Consider the following 24473-nt stretch of genomic DNA (forward strand, 5'->3'; position numbering starts at 1 on the left):
GACCGCGAGGTATGCCCATGTAGGTAGGTGTTTGGCGGGAGGGATCTGCGTTACGCGGTATAGCCAGAGGGGTGGAACATGCACCAGCGAAATTACCAGCAGCACCACGAATGGGCAGAATTATGGAGCCAGTTCAGTGAATTGCTTGACAATCAGGACTCTCTTGACTCGCGCACAATTGAAGGGATTCCGCGCGACCGTGATCTAAGACATATGATAGCGCAAGAATGCATGGAAGTCCTTCGTGGCGTTGAAAGGATCATTGAAAGGACGGGAGTGTGGGACCATCTGTCCGCGATTGATGATAAAAAGGTGCAGCTTGGCCTGAAGCAAGTGGCCGAGATGCAAACCGCAATCTGGTTAATCTTTCCTGCGATTTTCTCCTATAGCGGATATCGGCCACCGCCGCCCGCAGATGTACTGATAGCGGGAGCTGCGGCAGCCATCGCAAAGGCAGGCCATCGCGGATTGGCTAGACGTCGAGCTGCGCCGCGGGTAGAAACTGCCCGCACTGGGGTTCATTCTGTAATCCAGCGCGCCAAGGTCGAGTTGGAGAGTGCCTCTACAGAGAAAACACTGCAGGGAGTGGTGCGAGGGGTATTAGGAGTGACTCGCAGACTTCTTCCATTCCTTTCGTGTGCAATCATGGTTGCTACTGCGGGCTTCGTCCTCCCGGTCCTCACGGAGAGCCTGTTCCTAATGGGCACATACGCTGCCCTCTTCAATGTAATTAGCGCCTTGACATCGTGGATTATGCCGACCTTTCGTGATCTCATGACGGAATTCAGGAAAGGTGCAGCGTACTCTGAAAACCGACACCAGGGAAATGCCGGTGAACTTTCGGTAAACGCTCTGGCTCTCCCGATAGCTATTCGCCAGGCGGAAAATTCTGCACGTCGCTACGTGAGAACTGGAGGTTCTGAGCCCCTGGAATGGTGTGAAAGGGGAGTGGTCGTCGCGTCCCACCATGTGGCCCATTTGAAGCACGCATGGCGACATGAGCAGCTGGCGACAGGACCTCAACACAATATTGATCTTCTCGAACGAGAGCTGAAAGGGAAAGCCACGCACTTGGCGATATGCCTAGAGCCTCCCCCTGAGCTTCCGACACAGGCCGAAGCTGAGTACTTGGCGGACGAGCTGTCCTCACTACAAAGGGCAGCCAATAATTTACGCCGGCAGCTTCCGGTGCAACGGAGCTGATCACGATCAACTGCAACTCATAGCCATCCGGGACTTGAGGCGGAATCGGCGCGATGGATCGCCGCCAGCAGCGAGGGACACTGCCGTTTCTGCGCTCTGAGCTTGGGAAGCTGCGAGCATTCGGGCCTGGGTTGGGCGCCGACCTGGGCAAACGGCTGAATCGTGGCATCGCCGGACTCGGCAGCTCTCCCCGTGATTCCCCGTTGTTCCCCGCTCGTTCTGGTGCACTTGTGGTGCGGCCATCGTGCGCTCGCCGCGGTCGTACCTTCTGATCCGTCAGATGGTGTCGATCTGCCAGGCGATCACGCCTGTAGATCCTTTGGGGCCGTCGACATTGATGCGTACTGGCAGCTTGCGCGCGGTGATCCGTTGCTGCACCACTGACTGGTCGCACGGCACCTCGGCCCTCGGCCCGGTACTCGCCGGTGTGAACGTCAAGTGTGCGTCGCCGCTGCCGATGCACGCCAGGTTGAGCTTGTAGGTCATGCCCCGGCTCAGGGTGGGCTCGGTGGGGATTCCGTCGGTCACGCGCTCCGCGTCGGCCTCGACCATCGTCCCGCTGGGAACGGCGGCGAGGGCCGCTTGGGCCTGGTCGGTGACCTTCTTCTCCTGCGCCTTGGTTGCAGCCTGAGACGCGCTCGCCGCGGGGGGTCCGTGGCTCCCACACAATCTGGCACAGACCTGTGTTCCGGTCGCAAGATTCGAGCCTCAGACATAGCATAAAGATGGCGGTACAGCCAGTATTAGTCAGACTCGGAGTTGACGTGGCTCGCCTCGCTGGCGCCTTCCATGAGCTCCTCGCGTAGACGCCGCCGACATGATGGGATTTGCTGGCTTGGCTGAGCGGTCGCATGGAGCTCAGAAGGGGCGCTCCGTTGATATTCGCTTTTAGGGCGAGAGCCGGAGAGTGGGGGCTGTGTCGAAATGAGTCACGTTCACCATATTCGGAGGAATCACTCAGTCAACCCGCAGTCTGCATTGACGAAGCAGTTGCTCATCGATCGCAAAGGTGACGCGGGTTATAGTATTACTATCGCCCATTTCCAACAAGGTGTGAGCCTTCACTCTGAGGCGGATGGCACCAAGGATTCGATGATAGTCCTTTCTGGGCACTTCACCGTGGAGCATGAGGGGAAGAGTCGCCAACTGTGTGCCAACAGCTTCTGGCAACTCCCTCAGGGGGTGAATTGGAATGTTCGATGCCTAGAAGGCCCAGGTAGCGCCTTGCTGATCTCCGCTCCTTCTGCCTCTGAGGCCGCAGAACCGGATGAATGGCTTCAGAAGATGTACGAAATAGCCTGGAGTCAGTACACCCATGAAGATGACATGGGACAAAAGAGGGATTCCATTTTTGCCGCCATCAATGCAGCACTGATAGCGGCTCTAGCCGTAATTTCTCCCTGGCTGTGGCGGGCAGGTCCGGTCCATATGTTCCAACGTCAAATCCACCTAGGGCTCACGCTCCTCGGCCTTCTCACTGTCTGCCTAGGCGCCTTGTCTATACAGCTAAATAGTCATTGGCGTTCTATAACGAGAGCGGGGAACGCTTACCTCAAATTGCGCTGGGCCGTTGCCCGCGCCATCGAGGTATATCTAAAACTTCGCCCCATTGGGCTTGCGGATATGGAAAATCAATGGAAGGTATACTCGTCCCGCGAGAATGCCGAAGACTCTTTCAACCCATATCCGGATCTCTTTGAGGAAAAAGGTCTATCATTGGCCCCCCGTCCGCAAGTGAGCGGATGGAGTTCCGTGCTGCACATCGCCAAAATACTCATGATCATGTGGTGGATTATCTTGACTCTGGGTGTCGGATTGATAGTTACATCCATTCTCGAGGGGCTGCTCTAATGAGAGGGTGTGAATTTGGAAAAGGCCGACGGAGGCTAAATGGGTAGAGTCAAGACCTGTCTTCTTGCCCTGGGTCTTGCCGGAGCTCTTGTGAGCTGAGTTTTTGCTGGTCAGGGACTGTGGGCTCGTGCGCCTAGTGGTTGTCGTTGGCCGCTGTTGAGCGTCCTCGGACGGCCCAGAGACGGCCCAACTCCGCCGCACTCGCTTGACGGCCGGCACCCTCGATGCCGCCCCGTCTGAACCTCAGCCGACGACAGCCAGCCACGACGGCGGCGCCGACAGACGACGCACGTGTGTCTCGCTGAACCCCCACCGGCCTTAGCCACGCTGCCAATATCGTCGACCAGAGCGAGCCACGACGGCCGGGCCGTTACGACGATGCCTGAGCCATCAGCCTGGGAAACATGGGTGTTTGGAGACTGTTTCCTTTCTGACCTGCAAGGGAATGGTCTCGGTACCTGGCTGGCCGTCACCTGACGCCCCGGTGTTTCCCTGCGGTTCCCCACTGGATCCGGCACGCGTTTGGCACGGATCTTTTCGTACCGAACTGCTGGCTGGGCGGCCGTTGGGGTCTGGTGGGCTTGTCGGGCTGCCGTCTGGAACTGCTGGCCGTCGCCTTGTGCAGCAGTCACACCACGCGATCTGGCGACAGCCGACGGAGAGGCAGCGCCAACGCCTGAAACAGCTCGGCACCGAAACTGTGAGCTCCGGGTGGCGTGGGCAGGGGGACGGGCGCAGTCTGGAAAAGGGTGCGAACAACAGGAACTGAAGGGGGCAAGCAACATGACACTTGCAGTCACGCTACCCGCGGAGTTTTGGCCGATCGTGCTCACGGCCTGCGTCATACTCCTAGCGATGATGACAGTGGCCAGAGCACTGGCTTTCCTCGTCAGACCCGGATTGACCACCCAGCTTAAGGACCGGCAATGGCTCTGGAGAGCATGGGCAGGGCTTATTTTGCTTTCCCTGACAACGGCAACCTGGACTGCCTACGCTGCCACGAGCAGTCCCATCAGCTCTACCTGGGAAGCCGTCATCATATGCCTTTTCACTACCTACCCGTTCGGTCTCCTAATCTGTGAGATAACACGTTTCTCGCTACCGGGAAGAACAACCTCCGAGGGTCGCAGGATTGCAGTCGCGTCTTGTGGCGCACTGCTACTTATTGGGTGGGCACTGCTAGCCGTCCTCCTCATTCCGCGCGACCGGATCACGGGATACGCTGCCGTGTCGGTCAGCACGGCATTCGGCCTGTTCTACTTCGGCATCATAGGACTCGGTACCCGACTCCGGGTCCGGTTGCGGGTCGTAGGCTCGGACGGAAAAGAAGATCCTGCGAGCGCAGCGTATGCCATACAGCGAATCGAAGCCATGGGACAATTGAGTCCACGGGGGATGGCGGCGCCTGCCGGCGCGGACATTCTCTGGTTGCCAGCCGAAGCCGTTTCCGCGCTGCCGAATGTGGAAAGTAAATTGGTGAGCAGCTTGATGCGTCTGTTGCAGATGGCGGCGTTGATCACTCCATGGACAGCGGAAGTAGCGCTTGTTGGTGACGGCGTTGCCACTGCTCATCTCCGCCGGAACGGGAGTCAGGCAGACTCGACGATGATATTCGCGGACGGGCTGGGGGGAAAACTTGCGAATGAAGACGAACGCGCGGTGTGTCATAAGCTGCTTACGGCTGCTGCGGCGTTCGTGCTTATCAGGCTGAGCGATCGGCATCTGGTATTGAAAGAGGGGCTGTGTGGCACCAGTAAGTGGCGAAGCCTTGCCTGCCAGGTCCTGGCTGGCACCCCCCCCATGGCAAGACGACACCAGGGCGGCCCAACAACTCTTCGCTATGGCGCTTGACAAGGACCGCGATAACGATGCCGCGCGCCTAGGCTACTTGTTTTACCGATCGGGACTCAGGGTCGGTGCACGAGAGAATGAGGCTCTATATGTCAGGCGACTGCAAAGCTTCTGTAGCCATATCACGCAAAAATGGAAAGACGCGGAGGGGTATCTCCCGCTCCGTATGCGGGCGAGATATGCTCTGATTTCCGCACGCCTCAACTATGCACTTGTATTGGCCGAAGGTCATAGCGATACTGCTGACGAATTCCTTAGACAAAGGAAGCTCGCTGCCAGCGACTGCAATTCCCTGTTGCGTCTTATCAACAAGGTTGAAGAGAGTGCCAGGAGGCGTCGTACAGATCTTCTTGGCGTAAAGAAGCGACGCGATGGCGCCAGAAAATATCCGGAGGAGTTGGTGGCATCCTTCGCCACCGATATGAGGCCACGGGTCAAGATACTGCGCACGGCTGCCACGCTCGAGCCTCCACCCGGACGTGCGAACAAGCTCACGCCGAGCAGTTTCTACCTCAAGGCATGTGTTGACGTTGCACGGGGCCCCGACTATTACGAGCGTGCCCTGGATGAACTCGACATGGCGGTCGGTCTGGACAGCCTGCGTACGGAAGCACGCACCGATCCATCCCTCCGCCTGTTGAGGAACGAGCATAAGGCCAAGTTCATGGCACTCATCGACAAGCGCAAGATTTCGAATGTCGAGGTCCTTAACTCTTACGCAGACAAGCTCGCGCAGAACGGAATTCTGTATCCCCACGAATTGGTCAATCGCACCCTGCATCGACGTGAGCGTACGGAATTGGCCACCTCGCTAGGGATTACCCTCGGCACCATGGAGTGGATTCGCAGCCTATGTCAGCTGATCAACGACTGTCCGGACAGCGTGCAGGCCGTACCATGGATCAACCTTCTCACCAATGAGGGAGTCGACACCCGTCTGGAATTGCAGCAGGTGCTCGACGACAAGGTCGAACTGGAGCGGCTCGCAAAGCTCGCTTGGACAACGGGGGCGGCGCCGCTGACAGCTGACTGCATAGAGCAATGGGCGAACGGCCAGAGCAATGGGCGAACGGCCCCAAGACGCACATGATCAGTTCGGCGCGTCGGGCAGTCTGTGAACCTGCCCGGTAAAGAACCGTGCAGCTGACCGCCCCGGCCGCGACGTACCCTTCTCTGGCCTCAGGTGGCTGCATGCTTTGAGCGCGGCACGGGCGTCGGCCGGGCTGGAGCGGGGCGGAGACTGGAGCGCAAGCCCGGCCGGGGGCCGGACCGCGCGCGGGGAGCGGAGCGAGCCGCCTTGATTACGTGAAGAAATTCTGAGCCAACCGTGGTCCGGCTACAGCGTGAACGACAGCTCCAACTCGTCGCCCGGCAGGTGGAACTCCTCCAAAGCCAAGGGCTTGTCGGCCTCTGTGAGTGTCACGCGCAGGACGTGCAAGAGGGGGACCCCGTCTGCCAGCCGGAGGGCCTGGGCCTGGTCCGGTAGGGGCATGCGAGTGCGGACGTACTCCGTGAAGTGGAGCTGGTGGCCCAGGTCGGCAAGCGCGGTGTAGAGCTCCGGCGCCGGCGGTGGGGCCTCCTCCTCGTACTTGGAGTCGATGAGCACCGAGAACGGCACGTACGTGCGGTGGAGTTGGCGGAGGCGGCCGTTGTCTGCCGTCTGTAGAGCGTCGTACGTGAACATCGGCTCGCCCGGAGGGATACGCAGTAGGTCCGCCAGGGCCATCGGAGCATCCGTGCGGGTGGCGACCGGGGGCTCGGCGTCGGCCCAGCGGATACCGTCGGCCTCGATGTAGCGGCCGTCGGAGGCTCGGCGTACGCCACGCGGGCGCGTGAGGCCTGGGCGGCTGTGGGGGGAGCGGGCGAAGGTGCCGCGGCCCATGATGGCCTCGACGAGACCTGACGCCCGTAGCTCAGCGAGGCCCTGACGGACTGTGGGACGCGTCACGCCGAACTGCCTCGCCAACGCTTCCTCGGACGGTAGCGGTTGGCCGGCCGGGAAGGTGCCGTCCAAGATGCCATCGCGCAGGTAGTCGGCGATCTGCCGGTACTTCGGCTGCGTGTCCTTCGGCGGCATGTGGGCCCTCCGTGGCCGTTGCTTCTGCGGCTGTGCGTTGGCGTAGACGACTCGTCTACGAGCGTGAACAGCTTCCCCCATCGCTAGACGGTTGACAACCCGTACTACGGGTCGTCACCCTGGTTTGCGTCACCCGTACTACGGGTGGTCTAGCAACCCGGAGGGTCGGCCTTTGGGTGCCCAGTGATGAGGAGAGACGAAAAGTGGCAAGCCTTCCGATCGACACCGCGAAGTTCACGGGGATCATCTGCGCCGTACCCCCGGCTCCGCGGGTCGCCAACCGTGAGACCGGTCAGCTCCGCGTGGACCGAGAGACCGGTAAGACCATGTACCAAGTCGGCCTCTGCCTGATGGCAGGGGCGTCGGCGGACGTTGTGAACGTGAGCGTGGCCGGTGAACCGAGCGGCGTGCAGCTCGGCATGCCGGTGGCCGTGCGGGACCTGGTCGCGACGCCCTGGGAGAACGACGGGCGGCACGGGATCGCGTTCCGCGCGGCAGAGATCCGGCCCCTGAGCGCTCCCGCTCCGGCGGGCAAGGGGGCCGCACAGTGATGAACGTGGCCTCCTCCACCACTTCGGCCGGTGCGACCGGACCGAGTTGGGTTCTGGTGGCGGCCGCTGTGCTGGTGTCGGGCCTGCTTCTCGCGGGCCCGGCCCTGCGCCGCCGCTACCCCGTCGCCTGGTGGCTGTTACTCGGCTTCCCGGTCGCTGCCTTCCGGGTCATGCAGACCTGGCGGCCCCTGATGGCCGGATGCGGGCTCGCCGTGAGTCGGCGGCCGGCTCTGACGGTCGTGTCCGGGCTTGTCGGCAACGGTGCGCCTCCACCGCAGCCGCGCGTACCCCGTCGCGGTCTCATACGCCCGACCTCCGGCGGCTTCGTGCTGCTGGTACGGCTGTTGCCGGGTCAGGTGCCGGAGGACTTCGTCAAGGCTGCGCCTGCTATGGCCGAGGACTGGCAGGTTCACGCGGTGCGGGTGACCTCCTGGAAGCCGGGAGTCGTACGGATCGTCGCGTCGGCGTCCGACCCATTGGCCGCTCCTCGGGCTCCTAAGCAGCGGGGGTCTGGTCATCTGCTTAGGGTGGCCGTGGGTGTGCTGGAGACCGGTGCCGCCTGGGTGGTCGACCTGCGGCGCGTGCCGCACTGGCTGATCGTGGGAGCCACGCGTTCCGGCAAGTCGACGTTGATCAACGCGCTCGTGGCGGGCCTGGCTCCTCAGCACGTCGCCCTGGTCGGGATCGACTGCAAGGGCGGTATAGAACTGTCGCTCTACGAGCCGCGGTTGTCCGCCCTCGCCACCAACCGTGAGCAGGCGGTCCGGCTGCTCTCCGCGCTCGTAGACCTGACCCTCGACCGCATGAGCCTGTGCCGGTCGGCGCGCGTTCGCAACGTCTGGGGATTGCCGGACAAGGAACGACCGGTCCCCGTCGTCGTGATCGTCGACGAGATCGCGGAACTGTTCCTCATCGCGAACAGGAGCGAGAAGGATGAAGCCCACGCCGCCGGTACGGCACTCATCCGCCTGGCCCAACTCGGCGCGGCGCTCGGGGTTTTCCTCGTCGTTGCCGGCCAACGCGTCGGCTCCGATCTGGGGCCCGGTGTCACCGCGTTGCGGGCACAGCTCGGCGGCAGGGTCTGCCATCGCGTGGCCGACCCGGGGACAGCGGAAATGGCGCTCGGTGACCTCAACCCCGATGCGCTCAAGGCTGCGCAAGCCATCACCCCGGAACAGGCCGGTACTGCCGTCCTCGCCTCAGGCGACGGCTGGGAACGTGCCCGGTCGCACCTGATCACGGAGGCGGAGGCGGAAGCCGTCGCTGCCGAGTACGCGCACCTGACTCCTGTCCTTTCCGAACTGCACGTCGAAGCGCCGTGAAAGGGGCCTGCCGTGCTGGTGTCCATGTCCGCTGTCCTGCTGCTCGGCCTGCTGATCTGGTTCCTCCTGCGCATCCGCTACCTGCGGTGGGTCGACGCGCTGCTCTGCGGAGCCTTCGGCTTCCTGCTCTCCAAGACCGTGGCCGCGCCGTTCGCTCAGGCCTTCCTCGACGGCGTGAACGGCATCCTCGGCCAACTCCGCTTCTGAACCGACCCGCTGACCCGAGAAGAGGACTTCCCGTGTCCGACTACGTCATCCGCTCCGGTGACCGCGCCGAGTTCCTGGCCGGTCTGCGAGAGCTGGTCGACTTCCTGACAGTCAACCCCGCGGTCGTCGTGCCGCGCCGTGCGTCCGTCGCTGTCCTGGTCGACGCATCTGACTCCGCCGGTCGGCGAGAGGGAGTGGCATCCGTTGCTACTCCGCTCGGCGTGCCGACGGAGGACCTCGGCCGGGGCTACTTCGACGCACGCCGCGAGTTCGGACCGATCGCGTACGTCGTCGTCGCGATACCGCCCGAGGAGCGGCAGTGATCGCCCGTACGACGGGCTCCCGACGGGGCGCGAAGTCGCCAAACCCGACCCCGTCAGGAACCCACTCCATCCGCCACATGAGCAGTGAAAGGAGCACTCACACTTTGACCAGCGCGCATCATTCGCGCAAATCCCCGCTGCCCGACTGCGAACTCAGGCAGCGAGACTCGGAGGTCTCGACCTGCGCCGGACGGGAACAGGTCGTCCTCGTCGGGCTCGACGACTCCGAGCAACGCCTGTGTCCCGCGCACGCGGCGGCACTCTGGCTCACGGATCCGACGTTCCGCTTCAGTGCCAAGACTCGGCCCGAGGGCATCTCGGCCGTGATGGCGCACGCGTTCGGCGGTGGGGGTGGTCGCCGATGACCATGACCCTCGTACCGGGCGGCGCAGCCGCTCTGGTCGCCAGGGCCTCAGACCGGGAGTTCGCTGCCTGGCGCCGGAATATCGTCCGCCTTGGTGGCTGCACCAACCCAATTCACCTCGTCGGCACGGCGACCGTCTTCGACACGACTACGGGCGCGGCCCTGCTCTCGTACGGGTCGGACGTCTACGGCGGTCGCTTGCTTACTGCATGCGGTAACCGGCGGGCGACAGTCTGCCGGGCCTGCTCGGCGCTGTATCGGGCGGACACGTACCAACTCGTACGAGCTGGCCTCGTCGGCGGCAAGAACGTCCCGGAGGCGGTGAGCGAGTACCCGCGCGTGTTCGCCACGCTCACCGCTCCCGGCTTCGGCCCCGTCCACACGCGCCGCGAGCACGATGGGCGCGTACGGGCCTGTCGTCCCCGTCGGTCGGGGGAGTGCTGCCCGCACGGTCGGCCGACCGGATGCCGTGCCCGCCACTCAGCGGACGACCCCCGCCTCGGCGAACCGCTCTGCCCGCGATGCTACGACTACGCGGGCGCGGTCCTCTGGCATGCCTTCGCCGGTCGGCTCTGGCACCGGTTCGGGCTGGAGCTACGGCGGGAAGTGGCACGGCAAGTCGGGCTGTCACGTGAGGAGTTCGGAAGAGTCGCCCGACTCTCGTACGCAAAGGTCGCCGAGTACCAGCGGCGCGGCCTGATCCACTTCCATGGCGTGATCCGCCTCGACGGGCCAGACGGGCCTGACTCGTCTCCGCCGGGCTGGGCCACCGTGGCGCTCCTCATGGACGCTGTGCGGTCGGTGGTCGGCCGGGTGCGCTTGGCTGCTCCGGGCGCGGACGTCGTCGGTCCGCGGGTGCTTCGCTTCGGCACGCAGGTCGACGTGCGACCAGTCACCTCGTACGGACGCAATGCGGGGGAGCGGCCGGCCTCCGCGGCGTCTGTGGCTGGCTACATCGCCAAGTACGCCACCAAGGGCGCGGAGTCTGCCGGCGCGGTGGACGGCCGGATCTACCACGCGCGGGACATGGTCATGCTGCCCGTGCGCGCGCACGTGCTACGCATGATCGGCACGTGCTGGTGGCTCGGCGGCCTGCCTGAGTTCGAGCCGCTCGGGCTGCGCCGGTGGGCTCACATGCTCGGGTACGGCGGCCACTTCTCCACCAAGTCGCGCCGCTACTCGACCACGCTGACTGCCCTTCGGGAGGCCCGTGCCGAGCATCGCGCGGAGGAACAGCGGGCCTCTCTCGGCCTGGCTGACGTCCCGACCGTCACGGTCGGCCAATGGCGCTATGCGGGGCGCGGCTACTCGCCGGAGGCGGCTCTCCTGGCTGCCTCCGTTCGGGAGGGCGGTGGTCATCATGACGCGTGAGAACCGTGGTCCGGCCGTTGAGCTGCTCACGGTGCGGCAGGTACTCGACGAACTGGGCGGGATCTCCCGACGCACCTTCTACCGCTGGCGGGAACTGCGCATCGCCCCCGCCTGCATCCGCCTGCCGAACGGGGAGCTCCGGGTTCGGCGGGACGTGCTGAACGACTGGTTGGAGGACCGGGTAGAGAGGACGGCGTCGTGAAGTCGTACAAGGTCTCCGTCTGGAAGATCTCGGTCAACAAGACCACCAAGAAACTGACCTACCTCGTGCGCTGGGTCGTCGATGGTCAGCCTTTCAGCGAGTCGTACAAGACCAAGGCGCTGGCCGACCGCTTCCGCGCCAAGCTGGTGCGGGCGCTCGACAAGGGTGAGCCGTTCGACACCGTCACCGGTCTGCCCGACTCGCTGCGTGGCGGCGAAGCTGCCTTGTCGTTCGTCGACCTGGCGGTGAAGTACGTGGATGCCCGTTGGGCGGAGGCATCGGCCAAGCAGCGGGACAGCATGACGGACGCGTTGGCGACGGTCGTCCCCGCCCTTGTGAAGCCGGGACGTGGGCGGCCCGCTCCCGAGGTTCTCCGTCGGGCGCTGCGGTCGTACGTCCTGCCCGTCCCCCGTAGGGAGCGGGAGCGGCCGGAGGAGATTGACGTGGCGGTGCGCTGGATTGAGAAGGCGTCGCTTCCGGTGGGAGAGCTGCAAGAGATCGCCCGTGTGCATGAGCTGATCGATGCGCTGGGGCGGAGGCTGGACGGGAAGCCCGCGGCGACCCAGACGTACCGGCGACGGCGAGCCGTGGTCTTCAACGCACTTGAGTTCGCGGTTGAACTCGAACACCTGCCCTCCAACCCGCTGAGCCGAGTTCGACGCAAGCGGGGGAAGCGGGCTGTGCAGGAGGTTGACCGCCGAGTGGTGGTCAATCCTCGGCAGGCTCGGGAGCTCCTGACCGCGCTCACGTACGTGGGCGGCTACGACCGAGCGAGCGGCCGGCGCCTGCGGGCGTTCTTCGCGTGCCTGTACTACGCGGCCATGCGACCGGGGGAGGCGCTGGGGCTTCGGCGTTCCGACTGCACCCTTCCGGCGTCGGGTTGGGGCCGTATCGAATTGGCGGAGACTCGTCCCACGGCAGGTAAGGCATGGACCGACTCCGGCGAGGCTCACGATCGGCGCGGACTGAAGCAGCGAGCCCATGGTGAGGTGCGCATCGTGCCGGTACCGCCTCCATTGGTGCGGCTGCTCCGCGAGCACTTGAAGGAGTTCGGTACGGCGAAGGACGGGCGGCTGTTCTTCAGCGAGCGGGGCAACGTGATCGCCGCCTCGTCGTACTCGCGGGCGTGGAAACAGGCCCGGGAACTGGCGCTGGTCCCCGATCGGGTCTCCTCGGTCCTGGCCTTCCGGCCGTACGACCTCCGCCATGCGGGCGTCTCCCAGTGGCTCAACTCCGGTGTTCCGGCACCGGAGGTCGCCGCTCGCGCCGGCCACTCGGTGGACGTCCTTCTGAAGATCTACGCCAAGTGCATCGACGGCCAGGAGAAGGAGATGAACGACCGGATCATGCAGGGCCTGGGGGAGGGGGACGATCTCATGGACTGACACGACCACATGACCCATGAACGGGAGCCCCGGGCCGCCTCTGGTCCGGGGTTCCGGTCCGTCCACAGGTGGTCCACACGGCTACGCTCAGAGGTCCACGGAACGCCTTCTGACCTGCTGCGAAGCCCCCCAAGATCGACACGCTATTACACCGTGATCACTGGCAAACGGCTGCTCTCGGCGGCATCCGGCTGCACATACGCGAAGACCCCGGCCTCAGCGTTTCCGCTGGTGACGGGGTCTTTGGGCACCTCATGCTGGGTGCCCCCGGCAGGATTCGAACCTGCGCACACGGCTCCGGAGGCCGTTGCTCTATCCCCTGAGCTACGGGGGCGTTCGCGGGGAGCTGTTCGCTCCTGGCGACGGGTGAAACACTACCAGCTCTGACGGGGTGGTCATCAACGGGTTTCCGGAGGCCGGGGGTGGGCGGGTCGCTCGGGTGGGGTGGAAGTGGGGAAAACCCGGACGCGGTGGCCGGTCCGGACCTACTCTCGAGTTGTGCCAGGCGCGTCGGGTCGGGTGCTTGTTGTGGACGACAACAAGGTCATCCGGCAGCTGATCAGGGTCAATCTCGAGCTGGAGGGCCTCGAGGTCGTGACCGCGGCCGATGGTGCCGAGTGTCTGGAAGTCGTTCATCGGGTGCGGCCCGATGTCGTCACGCTTGATGTCGTCATGCCCCGGCTGGATGGGATACGGACCGCCGGTCGGCTGCGCGCCGATCCTCGGACGCGGGGGCTTCCCATCGCCGTCGTCAGCGCTTGTACGCAGCACGAGGTGGAGGCCGGCCTTGATGCCGGGGTCGACGCCTTTCTTGCGAAGCCCTTCGATCCGGCTGAGCTGGTGCGGCTCGTTCTGCGGTTGATCGACCGGGGGAGGGGTGACGCGGTGGGGATCGAGACCCACCAGCATCAGCAGCTGCAGTAGGCAGCCCGTTGTCCACATCACGGACCTTCGCGCCTTATCGGCTCGCCTTCCCACCCCCCTCCTCCCCTACGCTTGTGCCGTGACTCCCGTCGAGCTCTCCCGCACCGTGCTGCACGCCGTGCGCTGTGCCGTGGACCAGGGGGAGCTGACCGTCACCGTGCCGGAGCGGGTGCAGGTCACGCCGCCCGGGCCCGGAGGATGCGGGGACTACGCCACCAACGTCGCGTTGCAGCTCGCCCGGCCGGCCGGGCAGCCCCCGCTGCGGGTCGCCGAGATACTGCGGCCCCATCTCGCCACCCTTGATGGTGTTGATGACGTTGTTGTCACCGGGCCTGGGTTTCTCAACATCAGTCTGCGGCCGGACGTCGACCCCGCCGCCGACCTCGTGCGGGAGATCCGCGACCGCGGTCCTGCCTACGGGCACGGCGACGCCCTCGCCGGCCAGGTCGTCACCCTGCGCGTGCCCTACGACGTACGGGCCGAGGTCGTCGCCGACGCGCTCGTGCGGATCGTCGGCACGCAGGGTGGGCGGGTGGAGGTGTGGCACGGGGAGCCCGTCAATCTGCGGCCCGTGCCCGCCCCCGAGGACCCCGCCCCGCTCGGGCCCGACGCCGCCCAGTGGGCCCTGCTCCATCCCGCCGCGCACGACCGGCCCCGGATCACCGCCGACCACCTGGTCCAGCGTGAGAGCAACCCCCTCTTCCGCGTCCGGTACGCGCATGCCCGTACCCGGGCGCTCACCCGCAACGCCGCACGCCTCGGGTTCACCGCCGAGCCCGGTGAGGTCGGAAACTCCGAGCTCGTCGGCGCCCTCGCCGACCACCCCCGTATCCTCGCCGCGGCCGCCATCCACCGTGCCCCGGACCGTCTCGCCCGGCACCTCGTCACCGTCGCCGATGCCGCGCTGCCCTTCCTGCTGACCGTGCTGCCGCGCGGCGACGAGAAACCCTCGGCCGCCCACCGTGCCCGGCTCGCCCTCGCCGAAGCCGCCGGGACGGTGCTGGCCGGTGGCCTGTCCCTGCTCGGCATCGACGCACCCGATCACCTCTGAAAGAGCACGCCCAAGATGAGCCGTTCCGCACACCCCGCCGGGCCCCGTCACGCCGACGTCCTCCCCGAGGGCCACTACTCCGCCCCGCCCACCGACCTCAACGCCCTCGACCCGAAGGTGTGGGCCCAGACCGTCACCCGGGACGCCGACGGGGTCGTCACCGTCGGTGGCGCGAGCGTCAAGGACCTCGCCGAGGAGTACGGCACCCCCGCTTACATCCTCGACGAAGCCGACTTCCGTGCCCGTGCGCAGGCGTGGCGTACCGCCTTCGGGGCCGACGCCGACGTGTTCTACGCCGGGAAGGCGTTCCTGTCGCGTGCCGTCGTGCGGTGGCTGCACGAGGAGGGGCTGAATCTTGATGTGTGCTCCGGTGGGGAGCTGGCCACCGCTCTCTCCGCCGGGATGCCCGCCGACCGCATCGCCTTCCACGGCAACAACAAGTCCGAGAGCGAGATCCGGCGGGCCGTGGAGGCCGGGGTGGGACGTATCGTTCTCGACTCGTTCCAGGAGATCGTGCGCGTCGCCCACATCGCCCAGTCGCTCGGTCGGCGGCAGCGGGTGCAGATTCGTATCACCGTGGGTGTGGAGGCGCACACCCACGAGTTCATCGCCACCGCGCACGAGGACCAGAAGTTCGGGATTCCGCTCGCCGGTGGGCAGGCCGCCGAGGCCGTGCGGCGGGCGTTGCAGCTCGACGGGCTGGAGCTCATCGGGATCCACTCCCACATCGGGTCGCAGATCTTCGACATGTCCGGGTTCGAGGTCGCCGCGCATCGCGTTGTCGGGCTGCTCAAGGACATCCGGGACGAGCATGGGGTCGAGCTGCCGGAGATCGACCTCGGGGGTGGGCTCGGGATCGCGTACACGAGTGATGACGACCCGCGCGAGCCTCACGAGATCGCCAAGGCGCTGACCGAGATCGTGACGCGCGAGTGCGACGCGGCCAAGCTGCGTACGCCGCGTATCTCAGTCGAGCCCGGGCGTGCCATCGTCGGGCCCACCGCCTTCACGCTGTACGAGGTCGGCACCATCAAGCCGCTCGACGGGCTGCGGACGTACGTCTCCGTCGACGGCGGCATGTCGGACAACATCCGCACCGCGCTGTACGACGCCGAGTACAGCGTCGCCCTCGTCTCCCGCGCCTCCGACGCCGCGCCGATGCTGGCGCGTGTGGTCGGCAAGCACTGTGAGAGTGGCGACATCGTCGTGAAGGACGCGTTCCTGCCCGCCGACCTGGCACCGGGTGACCTGATCGCGGTGCCGGCGACCGGGGCGTACTGCCGGTCCATGGCCAGCAACTACAACCACGTGCTCCGGCCGCCCGTCGTCGCCGTGCGCGACGGTGAGGCGCGGGTCATCGTTCGCCGGGAGACGGAGGAGGACCTGCTGCGCCTCGACGTCGGGTGAGTACAACAAGAGACACACCGGCGGCATCCATCGGACGGGGCCGAAAGATCTACGGTCTTCCCGGTCCCCCGTAATGAAATAGATGTCTCACGATCCGGACATGGGGCAGAAAGTCCCGTTCGGTGAGTGAGACTGGTCCAACCGTGACGGTATGAGGAAACGAGGTCGGATGATGCGTACGCGTCCGCTGAAGGTGGCGCTGCTGGGCTGTGGGGTTGTCGGCTCAGAGGTGGCGCGCATCATGACGACGCACGCCGCCGACCTCGCCGCCCGCATCGGTGCCCCCGTCGAGCTCGCGGGCGTGGCCGTGCGGCGGCCCTCCAAGGTGCGCGAGGGCATCGACCCGGCGCTCGTCACCACCGACGCCACCGCCCTCGTCAAACGGGGTGACCTCGATGTCGTCGTCGAGGTCATCGGCGGGATCGAGCCCGCCCGGACGCTCATCACCACCGCCTTCGAGCACGGTGCGTCCGTGGTCTCCGCCAACAAGGCGCTGCTCGCCCAGGACGGTGCCGCCCTGCACGCGGTGGCCGAGGCGAACAACAAGGACCTGTACTACGAGGCCGCCGTCGCCGGTGCCATCCCGCTGATCCGGCCGCTGCGCGAGTCCCTCGCCGGCGACAAGGTCAACCGGGTGCTCGGGATCGTCAACGGGACCACCAACTTCATCCTCGACAAGATGGACTCCACGGGGGCCGGGTACCAGGAGGCGCTCGACGAGGCCACCGCGCTGGGGTACGCGGAAGCCGACCCCACCGCCGACGTCGAGGGCTTCGACGCCGCCGCCAAGGCCGCCATCCTCGCCGGGATCGCCTTCCACACCCGGGTCCGCCTCGACGACGTCTACCGTGAGGGCATGACCGAGGTGACGGCGGCCGACTTCGCCTCCGCCAAGGAGATGGGCTGCACCATCAAGCTGCTCGCCATCTGCGAGCGGGCGAAGGACGGGGCCTCCGTCACCGCGCGCGTGCACCCCGCCATGATCCCGCTGAGTCACCCGCTCGCCTCCGTCCGCGGCGCCTACAATGCCGTGTTCGTCGAGTCGGACGCCTCCGGACAGCTGATGTTCTACGGTCCCGGTGCCGGCGGCGCTCCCACCGCATCCGCCGTGCTCGGCGACCTCGTCGCCGTCTGCCGCAATCGGCTCAACGGGGCCACCGGCCCCGGCGAGTCCGCGTACGCAGCGCTGCCCGTCTCGCCCATGGGCGACGTCGTCACGCGCTACCACATCAGCCTCGACGTCGCCGACAAACCGGGTGTTCTCGCCCAGGTGGCGACCGTCTTCGCCGAGCACGGGGTGTCGATCGATACCGTTCGACAGCAGGGCAAGGACGGCGAGGCCTCCCTCGTCGTCGTCACCCACCGCGCCTCCGACGCCGCCCTGACCGGCACCGTCGAGGCGCTGCGCAAGCTCGACACCGTGCGGGGTGTCGCCAGCATCATGCGGGTTGAAGGAGAGTAACCAGCAATGACCCACCAGTGGCGCGGAATCATCGAGGAGTACCGGGACAGGCTGCCGGTATCCGACAGCACGCCGGTCGTGACGCTCCGCGAGGGCGGCACGCCGCTCGTGCCCGCGCAGGTGCTCTCCGAGCGCACGGGCTGCGAGGTCCACCTGAAGGTGGAGGGCGCGAACCCCACCGGGTCCTTCAAGGACCGCGGCATGACCATGGCCATCAGCAGGGCCAAGGAGGAGGGCGCGAAGGCAGTCATCTGTGCCTCCACGGGCAACACCTCTGCCTCCGCCGCCGCCTACGCCGTGCGCGCCGGGATGGTCTCCGCGGTGCTCGTGCCGCAGGGCAAGATCGCGCTCGGCAAGATGGGGCAGGCCCTCGTGCACGGCGCGAAGATCCTCCAGGTCGACGGCAACTTCGACGACTGCCTCACCCTCGCCCGTGCGCTGAGCGACAACTACCCCGTGGCGCTGGTGAATTCGGTCAACCCGGTGCGCATCGAGGGGCAGAAGACGGCCGCCTTCGAGATCGTGGACATGCTGGGCGACGCCCCCGACATCCACGTCCTCCCGGTCGGCAACGCGGGCAACATCACCGCGTACTGGAAGGGGTACAAGGAGTACGCCGCCGACGGTGTCGCCGCGAAGAAGCCCCGCATGTGGGGCTTCCAGGCCTCCGGCAGCGCCCCGATCGTGCGGGGCGAGGTCGTCAAGGACCCGTCGACCATCGCCACCGCGATCCGCATCGGCAACCCCGCCTCCTGGCAGTACGCCCTGGCGGCACGGGACGAGTCGGGCGGCTCCATCGACGAGGTGACGGACCGTGAAATCCTGCGCGCCTACCGGCTGTTGGCCTCGCAGGAGGGTGTCTTCGTGGAGCCCGCGTCCGCCGCGTCCGTGGCCGGTCTGCTGAAGGCGGCCGAGCAGGGCAAGGTCGACCCGGGGCAGCGGATCGTGTGCACGGTCACCGGCAACGGTCTGAAGGACCCCGACTGGGCCGTCGCCGGCGCCCCGCAGCCGGTCACCGTCCCGGTCGACTCGGCCACCGCCGCCGCGCGCCTCGGCCTCGCCTGAGATCCGCCGCCGGCTGAGACCGCCGGCTGAGACCGCCGGCTGAGGCCGTCGGCCGCAGCCGGCGGCCGGGGCCGGGGGCCGGAGCCCGCCCACGGGAGTCCGCCGACTGCGATCGCCCAGTTCGCAGGCCCGCCGGCCGGCTCCCGGATCCGCCGGAACGCCCGCACCGGGCAACCCGGCGGACCCCCGCGGCGTCTCAACCTCGGGGCCTCCCTAGGGAGGGGGCACAGGAGGCCCACGACACGCATCGTGCGCCTCCTGTGCGCCCTATGTCGCCACAGAACCTTCCTTCGATAGGCTGTACCGAACCCACCCACTGCATATGCCTCGCATATGGCAGGGTGCCGCGCCGTCTGTGCGGCCCTGAGGGGGTCAGGTACGTATCGAATTCATTCGACCATCACGCAGCTCAAGGAGAGTCATCGAGCGATGGCCGGTCCAGCGTTCCGCGCCGCCGCCGTCCGGGTGCGCGTCCCCGCCACCAGCGCCAACCTCGGCCCGGGCTTCGACGCCCTGGGCCTCGCGCTGGGGCTCTACGACGACGTCGTCGTCCGGGTGGCCGACTCCGGGCTGCACATCGACATCGCGGGTGAGGGCAGCGAGACGCTCCCGCGCGACGAGAGCCACCTCCTCGTCCGCTCCCTGCGCACCGCCTTCGACCTGCTCGGCGGCCAGCCGCGCGGCCTCGAGATCGTCTGCGCCAACCGCATTCCGCACGGCCGTGGCCTCGGCTCCTCCTCCGCCGCGATCTGCGCCGGCATCGTCGCCGCACGGGCGGTGACCATAGGCGGCGAGGCCAGGCTCGACGACACCGCGCTGCTCGAGCTGGCCACCGAGATCGAGGGGCACCCCGACAACGTGGCGGCCTGTCTGCTCGGCGGCTTCACGCTCTCCTGGATGGAGGCCGGTGCCGCACGGGCGATCAGGATGGAGCCCAACGATTCCATCGTTCCGGTGGTTTTCGTGCCCGGAAAACCGGTACTGACAGAGACGGCGCGCGGTCTGCTGCCGCGCACCGTGCCGCACGTCGACGCCGCCGTCAACGCGGGCCGCGCCGCACTGCTCGTCGAGGCCCTGACCAGGCGCCCCGAGCTGCTGCTGCCCGCCACCGAGGACCGTCTGCACCAGGAGTACCGCGCCCCGGCGATGCCGGAGAGCGCCGCGCTGGTGGAGCGGCTGAGGGGGGACGGGGTCCCCGCGGTGATCTCGGGAGCCGGACCCACCGTCATGGCGCTGGCCGACGTGGGCACCGCCGACAAGGTGGAACAGCTGGCGGGCCCGGGGTGGGCCGCCAACCGGCTGAACCTGGATGTCCAGGGAGCGAGCGTGCTGCCGCTTGCGACCTGACACACGGTTGCCGGATTTGGAGAGGGGGAATGTTTGTTGGATCCGGTAGTGTTAATCTCAAGTCTGCACCCGACCCCACCATGGCGAGGTGCTTCGTGTCCCCGTCCGGGACAGACATTCTTCCGGGAGCCTCCCAAGCCAGTCCGTGTTCCGTACGCCGTACCTGGTCAGCACGACGTACGCGCACACTGAGCGGGCCGCTGGGCACGCCCCGGAATCGGTGCTACCACACCACGTGACACTGGGTGCCACGGTTGGAGGAAGCGCCATCACCAGATATCTCTTCCGCCGCTTAGGCGGACCACCGCCCCGGCTTGGTTCACAGAGACAGAACCGAAGCCGGACAGCACAAACGGTCGCCGAGCCAGACAGGCCGACGTCCGCTCCAGGGAAGGACCCTTCGTGAGCGACACCACCGATCTGATGGGCGCACGTGTCGAGGAGACCGCTGCCGCGCCCGCCACGGACGCCTCCGCGCCTGCCACCGGTGCCGGCTCCCGGCGGCGCCGTGGTACCGGCCTCGAGGGCATGGTGCTGGCCGAGCTGCAGCAGGTCGCCTCGGGCCTCGGCATCAGGGGCACCGCGCGGATGCGCAAGAGCCAGCTGATCGAGGTCATCAAGGAGGCGCAGGCAGGCGGCGGCGCCGCCCCGGCCGCCAAGGCCGAGGCCCCCGCCGAGACCAAGCCGAAGCGCCGGGCCACCTCCAAGGCCCGTACGGGCGAGGAGACCGCCGGCAAGAAGGCCGACAAGGCCGCCGAGGCGCCCGCCGACAAGGCCGTGGCCCAGCAGCAGATCGAGATCCCCGGCCAGCCGGCCGGAGGCACCCGCGCGAGCGAAGCCGAGCGCGGGGGAGACGACGCCCCCGTCGAGCGCCGCCGCCGCCGCGCCACCGCCGACGCGGGCGCCCCGGCGAGCAGCGGTACCGAGACCATCGCCGCCGAGGCGAAGAACGAGCCCAAGGCCGAGACGCCCGCCCAGCAGGGCCAGCAGCAGGGCGACGCCCCCAGGGCGGACGCCGGTGACGGCGACGGCCGCGGCCGTCGCGACCGCCGCGAGCGCGGCCGGGACCGCGGAGACCGCGGTGACCGCCGTGGCGGCAAGGGCGACGACCAGCAGGGCCAGGCCGGCGGTGGCCGTCAGGACCGCCAGGACCGCCAGGACCGTCAGCAGCAGGGCCAGCCGCAGGGCGGCGGCCGTCAGGACCGCAACACCGGTCCGCAGGACGACGACGACTTCGACGGCGGCCGCCGTGGCCGTCGCGGCCGCTACCGCGACCGCCGTGGCCGCCGCGGCCGCGACGAGATCGCCGAGCCGCAGGTCGCCGACGACGACGTCCTGATCCCCGTCGCGGGCATCCTCGACATCCTCGACAACTACGCCTTCATCCGTACGTCGGGCTACCTGCCGGGTCCGAACGACGTCTACGTCTCCCTCGCCCAGGTCCGCAAGAACGGCCTGCGCAAGGGCGACCACGTCACCGGTGCGGTCCGCCAGCCCAAGGAAGGCGAGCGGCGCGAGAAGTTCAACGCGCTGGTCCGCCTGGACTCCGTCAACGGCATGGCGCCCGAACACGGCCGCGGCCGCCCGGAGTTCAACAAGCTGACCCCGCTCTACCCGCAGGACCGCCTCCGCCTGGAGACGGACCCGGGCGTGCTGACCACCCGCATCATCGACCTCGTCGCGCCCATCGGCAAGGGCCAGCGCGGTCTGATCGTGGCCCCGCCGAAGACCGGCAAGACCATGATCATGCAGGCGATCGCCAACGCGATCACGCACAACAACCCCGAGTGCCACCTGATGGTCGTCCTCGTCGACGAGCGTCCGGAAGAGGTCACCGACATGCAGCGGTCGGTCAAGGGCGAGGTCATCTCCTCGACCTTCGACCGTCCGGCCGAGGACCACACCACGGTCGCCGAGCTCGCCATCGAGCGCGCCAAGCGCCTGGTGGAGCTGGGCCACGACGTGGTCGTGCTGCTCGACTCGATCACCCGTCTGGGCCGTGCCTACAACCTGGCCGCGCCCGCCTCCGGCCGCATCCTGTCCGGTGGTGTCGACTCGACCGCCCTGTACCCGCCGAAGCGGTTCTTCGGTGCGGCGCGGAACATCGAGGACGGCGGTTCGCTGACCATCCTCGCCACCGCCCTGGTGGACACCGGGTCCCGCATGGACGAGGTGATCTTCGAGGAGTTCAAGGGCACGGGCAACGCCGAGCTGAAGCTCGACCGGAAGCTCGCCGACAAGCGCATCTTCCCGGCGGTGGACGTGGACGCGTCCGGTACCCGTAAGGAAGAGATCCTGCTCGCCAGCGACGAGCTCGCCATCGTCTGGAAGCTGCGCCGAGTGCTGCACGCCCTCGACCAGCAGCAGGCGGTCGAGCTGCTTCTCGACAAGATGAAGCAGACGAAGTCGAACGCCGAGTTCCTGATGCAGATCCAGAAGACGACGCCGACGCCGGGTAACGGGGACTAGTCGCCGTTGAGGTGAGGGTTCTTCGTCGACTGCGGGTTGTTCGTGGTTGATCGCGCAGTTCCCCGCGCCCCTTTGGGGGCGCGTTGAGGCCGCCCCCTGTCATGAGTGACGGGGGGCGGCCTTTTGGCGCTGAGTAGGTCGGGACGCATCATGCGTCCCTTCCATCTCATGCATCCCTGGGGAACCTTTGAGCACAACCCTGGACCGCGGCGGCCGGCACAGACGGCGGGTACGTTTCGGCCTTCCGCTCGCCGCCGCCGGTGTCGCCGCGGCCGTCGCCGCCGCGCTGATGACCTCGTCCGCCGGCGCGGCCACCGCACCGCCGACGCCGACGGTCAAGCCCGCCACCGGCTCGCCCTCGCTCAGCGAGCTGGAGAAGCGCGTCGCGGGCGCCCTCGCGGGTGACGACACCGCCGGGCGGACGACACAGAAGTCGTCCCTGAGCGCGCGCACGAGCAGCAGCACGAACACGAGCACCGCCACCGCCGACCCGAAGATCATCGGCGGTACCGACACCACCATCACGTCGGCGCCGTGGATGGCCCAGCTCTGGTACTACGACGACAAGGGCACCACCGACACCGGCGACGACATCGGCTTCTTCTGCGGTGGTTCGGTCGTCGCGCCGACGAAGATCCTCACCGCCGCGCACTGCGTCAAGGGCTACGACTGGCACGCCCACGGCGCCGTCATCACCGGCACCTCACAGCTGGCGAGCAGCGACGGCTCCGGCGGCACCGACCTGCACGGCGGTACGGCCACCGGCGTCTGGCGGCAGTGGAACCACCCGTCGTACAGCTCGGCCACCATCGACAACGACATCGCCGTCCTCACCCTGCCGGTCGCCGTCAAGGCCACGCCGATCCGCATGACGACCTCCGGGGACACCGCCTCGTACGCCGCGGGCCAGAGCGCCACGCTCTACGGCTGGGGCCGCACCAGCTCCACCAGCCAGGACATCTCCGACACACTGAAGACGGCCACCCTGCCCATCCAGTCGGACACCACCTGCGCCGGCTACTACGGCACGGACTTCGTCAAGGGCCACATGGTCTGCGCGGGCAAGCCCGCCACCGGCAGCGACACCGGCACCACCTCCGCCTGCAACGGCGACTCCGGCGGCCCGCTGATCGTGGGCGGCCGGATCGTGGGCGTCGTCTCCTGGGGTGTGCAGGACTGCGTCGAGAAGGGCGCCTACAGCGTCTTCACCAAGGTCAGCACCTACGTCGGCGCCGCCTATCCGCGCGTCGACGACACCAACCTCAGCGGCGACCACAAGGCCGACCTGTGGGTGCGCAACTCGTCCACCAGGACGGGCTACGAGAAGGACTCCACCGGCAGTGGGTTCGGCGCCCGCCAGTCCTGGGGCGACTGGGACGGCGTCGACGTCGTCCTGCAGGCCGATCTCGACCGCGACGGCTACCAGGACCTGATCACCCGCGAAAGCGCCTCCGGAGCCGTCTTCTGGACGCACTACGTCACCTCCAGCGGCTCCTGGGCCACGAAGCAGATCTTCGACAACTGGAAGACCCGCACCCGGATCATCGCCCCCGGCGACCTCACCGGCGACTACCTGCCCGACCTGCTCTCCGTGGACTCCGCCGGCACCCTGTGGCTCTACCCCGGCAAGGGCGACGGCAGCTTCTCCGCGCGCGTGCAGGTGAGCACGGGCTGGAACCAGTACAACTCGGTACGCGGCCACGGCGACTTCACCGGCGACGGCAAGGCCGACCTGCTCGCGCGCCAGAGCAGCACCGGTGACCTCTACCTGTACAAGGGCACCGGCAAGTCCGGCTCCGGGGCGTTCTCCAGCCGGATCAAGGTGCGCAGCGCCTGGACCGGCTACAACGCCTTCGACGCGGTCGGCGACGTCAACGGCGACGGCAAGGCCGACTTCCTCGCCCGCACCCCCGGCGGCACGCTCTACCTGTACAAGGGCACCGGGAAGGCGACCAGCGAGATTTTCGCCACAAGAGTCTCCGTCGGTACCGGTTTCGACCAGTACGGCATCTTCGGATGAACCCGCAGGTGAGACGGGGAT

22 protein-coding genes and 1 tRNA gene are annotated in these 24473 nt (G+C 67.1%); 20 read left to right on the forward strand and 3 right to left on the reverse strand.

Annotation, left to right across the window (positions count from 1 at the left end; translation table 11 throughout):
• Positions 1-78 precede the first annotated feature (78 nt).
• Entirely contained in the window at positions 79-1203 is a 1125-nt protein-coding gene (locus ACWC21_RS17025) for a hypothetical protein (protein ID WP_450882486.1), read from the forward strand.
• Positions 1204-1479: 276 nt separating this feature from the next.
• On the opposite strand, the gene ACWC21_RS17030 is transcribed toward ACWC21_RS17025, so the two are convergent.
• Entirely contained in the window at positions 1480-1755 is a 276-nt protein-coding gene (locus ACWC21_RS17030; protein WP_450882488.1) for a hypothetical protein, read from the reverse strand.
• Positions 1756-2181: 426 nt separating this feature from the next.
• Between ACWC21_RS17030 and ACWC21_RS17035 the strand changes: the two genes are divergently transcribed.
• The 3 genes from ACWC21_RS17035 to ACWC21_RS17045 all read left to right on the forward strand — a co-directional run bounded on the left by ACWC21_RS17035 (position 2182) and on the right by ACWC21_RS17045 (position 5995).
• Positions 2182-3054: a hypothetical protein gene (locus ACWC21_RS17035; protein ID WP_450882490.1), complete on the forward strand. Its 873-nt coding sequence runs from the start codon at positions 2182-2184 to the stop codon at positions 3052-3054.
• A 1227-nt stretch (positions 3055-4281) separates the two neighbouring features.
• A complete protein-coding gene (locus tag ACWC21_RS17040) occupies positions 4282-4905 on the forward strand; it encodes a hypothetical protein (RefSeq protein ID WP_450882492.1) in 624 nt (207 codons plus the stop codon).
• Complete coding sequence (locus tag ACWC21_RS17045; protein ID WP_450882494.1) at positions 4895-5995, forward strand: hypothetical protein; 1101 nt, start codon at positions 4895-4897, stop codon at positions 5993-5995. The genes ACWC21_RS17040 and ACWC21_RS17045 overlap by 11 nt, the downstream gene beginning before the upstream one ends.
• A gap of 246 nt (positions 5996-6241) precedes the next feature.
• On the opposite strand, the gene ACWC21_RS17050 is transcribed toward ACWC21_RS17045, so the two are convergent.
• The gene (locus ACWC21_RS17050; protein WP_450882496.1) at positions 6242-6982 is read right to left on the reverse strand and encodes a GntR family transcriptional regulator; all 741 of its coding nucleotides are present in this window, start codon (positions 6980-6982) and stop codon (positions 6242-6244) included.
• Between the two features lie 203 nt (positions 6983-7185).
• On the opposite strand from ACWC21_RS17050, the gene ACWC21_RS17055 reads away from it, so the two are divergent.
• The 8 genes from ACWC21_RS17055 to ACWC21_RS17090 all read left to right on the forward strand — a co-directional run bounded on the left by ACWC21_RS17055 (position 7186) and on the right by ACWC21_RS17090 (position 12707).
• On the forward strand, positions 7186-7533 hold the full coding sequence (locus tag ACWC21_RS17055; RefSeq protein ID WP_263212656.1) for an SCO3933 family regulatory protein: 348 nt from the start codon (positions 7186-7188) through the stop codon (positions 7531-7533).
• Entirely contained in the window at positions 7533-8855 is a 1323-nt protein-coding gene (locus tag ACWC21_RS17060) for an FtsK/SpoIIIE domain-containing protein (RefSeq protein ID WP_450882499.1), read from the forward strand. The genes ACWC21_RS17055 and ACWC21_RS17060 overlap by 1 nt, the downstream gene beginning before the upstream one ends.
• A 12-nt stretch (positions 8856-8867) precedes the next feature.
• Positions 8868-9062 carry a hypothetical protein gene (locus tag ACWC21_RS17065; RefSeq protein ID WP_317633497.1) on the forward strand — a complete coding sequence of 65 codons (195 nt, stop codon included), beginning with the start codon at positions 8868-8870 and terminating at the stop codon, positions 9060-9062.
• Between the two features lie 32 nt (positions 9063-9094).
• Positions 9095-9385: a hypothetical protein gene (locus tag ACWC21_RS17070; RefSeq protein ID WP_450882501.1), complete on the forward strand. Its 291-nt coding sequence runs from the start codon at positions 9095-9097 to the stop codon at positions 9383-9385.
• A gap of 104 nt (positions 9386-9489) precedes the next feature.
• Positions 9490-9750, forward strand: a complete 261-nt coding sequence (locus tag ACWC21_RS17075) for a hypothetical protein (protein WP_450882503.1) — start codon at positions 9490-9492, stop codon at positions 9748-9750.
• Positions 9747-11120, forward strand: a complete 1374-nt coding sequence (locus ACWC21_RS17080; protein ID WP_450882505.1) for a replication initiator — start codon at positions 9747-9749, stop codon at positions 11118-11120. Before ACWC21_RS17075 ends, ACWC21_RS17080 begins: the two co-directional genes overlap by 4 nt.
• The gene (locus ACWC21_RS17085) at positions 11110-11322 is read left to right on the forward strand and encodes a helix-turn-helix transcriptional regulator (RefSeq protein ID WP_450882507.1); all 213 of its coding nucleotides are present in this window, start codon (positions 11110-11112) and stop codon (positions 11320-11322) included. The genes ACWC21_RS17080 and ACWC21_RS17085 overlap by 11 nt, the downstream gene beginning before the upstream one ends.
• A complete protein-coding gene (locus tag ACWC21_RS17090; protein ID WP_450882509.1) occupies positions 11319-12707 on the forward strand; it encodes a tyrosine-type recombinase/integrase in 1389 nt (462 codons plus the stop codon). The genes ACWC21_RS17085 and ACWC21_RS17090 overlap by 4 nt, the downstream gene beginning before the upstream one ends.
• Positions 12708-12969: 262 nt before the next feature.
• Here the strand turns inward: ACWC21_RS17090 and ACWC21_RS17095 are convergent.
• Positions 12970-13041, reverse strand: a tRNA-Arg gene (locus tag ACWC21_RS17095).
• A gap of 110 nt (positions 13042-13151) precedes the next feature.
• On the opposite strand from ACWC21_RS17095, the gene ACWC21_RS17100 reads away from it, so the two are divergent.
• The 8 genes from ACWC21_RS17100 to ACWC21_RS17135 all read left to right on the forward strand — a co-directional run bounded on the left by ACWC21_RS17100 (position 13152) and on the right by ACWC21_RS17135 (position 24452).
• Positions 13152-13631, forward strand: coding sequence for a response regulator (locus ACWC21_RS17100; protein WP_450882511.1), 480 nt, complete (start codon positions 13152-13154; stop codon positions 13629-13631).
• A gap of 79 nt (positions 13632-13710) precedes the next feature.
• A complete protein-coding gene (gene nrtL / locus ACWC21_RS17105) occupies positions 13711-14682 on the forward strand; it encodes an ArgS-related anticodon-binding protein NrtL (protein ID WP_450882513.1) in 972 nt (323 codons plus the stop codon).
• 15 nt (positions 14683-14697) lie between these two features.
• Positions 14698-16089: a diaminopimelate decarboxylase gene (lysA, locus tag ACWC21_RS17110; protein ID WP_450882515.1), complete on the forward strand. Its 1392-nt coding sequence runs from the start codon at positions 14698-14700 to the stop codon at positions 16087-16089.
• A gap of 169 nt (positions 16090-16258) precedes the next feature.
• On the forward strand, positions 16259-17551 hold the full coding sequence (locus ACWC21_RS17115) for a homoserine dehydrogenase (RefSeq protein WP_450882517.1): 1293 nt from the start codon (positions 16259-16261) through the stop codon (positions 17549-17551).
• Between the two features lie 6 nt (positions 17552-17557).
• A complete protein-coding gene (gene thrC, locus ACWC21_RS17120) occupies positions 17558-18616 on the forward strand; it encodes a threonine synthase (protein WP_450882519.1) in 1059 nt (352 codons plus the stop codon).
• 429 nt (positions 18617-19045) lie between these two features.
• Positions 19046-19963, forward strand: coding sequence for a homoserine kinase (gene thrB, locus ACWC21_RS17125; protein ID WP_450882521.1), 918 nt, complete (start codon positions 19046-19048; stop codon positions 19961-19963).
• 402 nt (positions 19964-20365) lie between these two features.
• A complete protein-coding gene (rho, locus tag ACWC21_RS17130; protein WP_450882523.1) occupies positions 20366-22432 on the forward strand; it encodes a transcription termination factor Rho in 2067 nt (688 codons plus the stop codon).
• Between the two features lie 289 nt (positions 22433-22721).
• On the forward strand, positions 22722-24452 hold the full coding sequence (locus tag ACWC21_RS17135) for a trypsin-like serine protease (RefSeq protein WP_450882685.1): 1731 nt from the start codon (positions 22722-22724) through the stop codon (positions 24450-24452).
• Positions 24453-24473 lie beyond the last annotated feature (21 nt).

This window comes from Streptomyces sp. NPDC001348 (assembly GCF_053597535.1).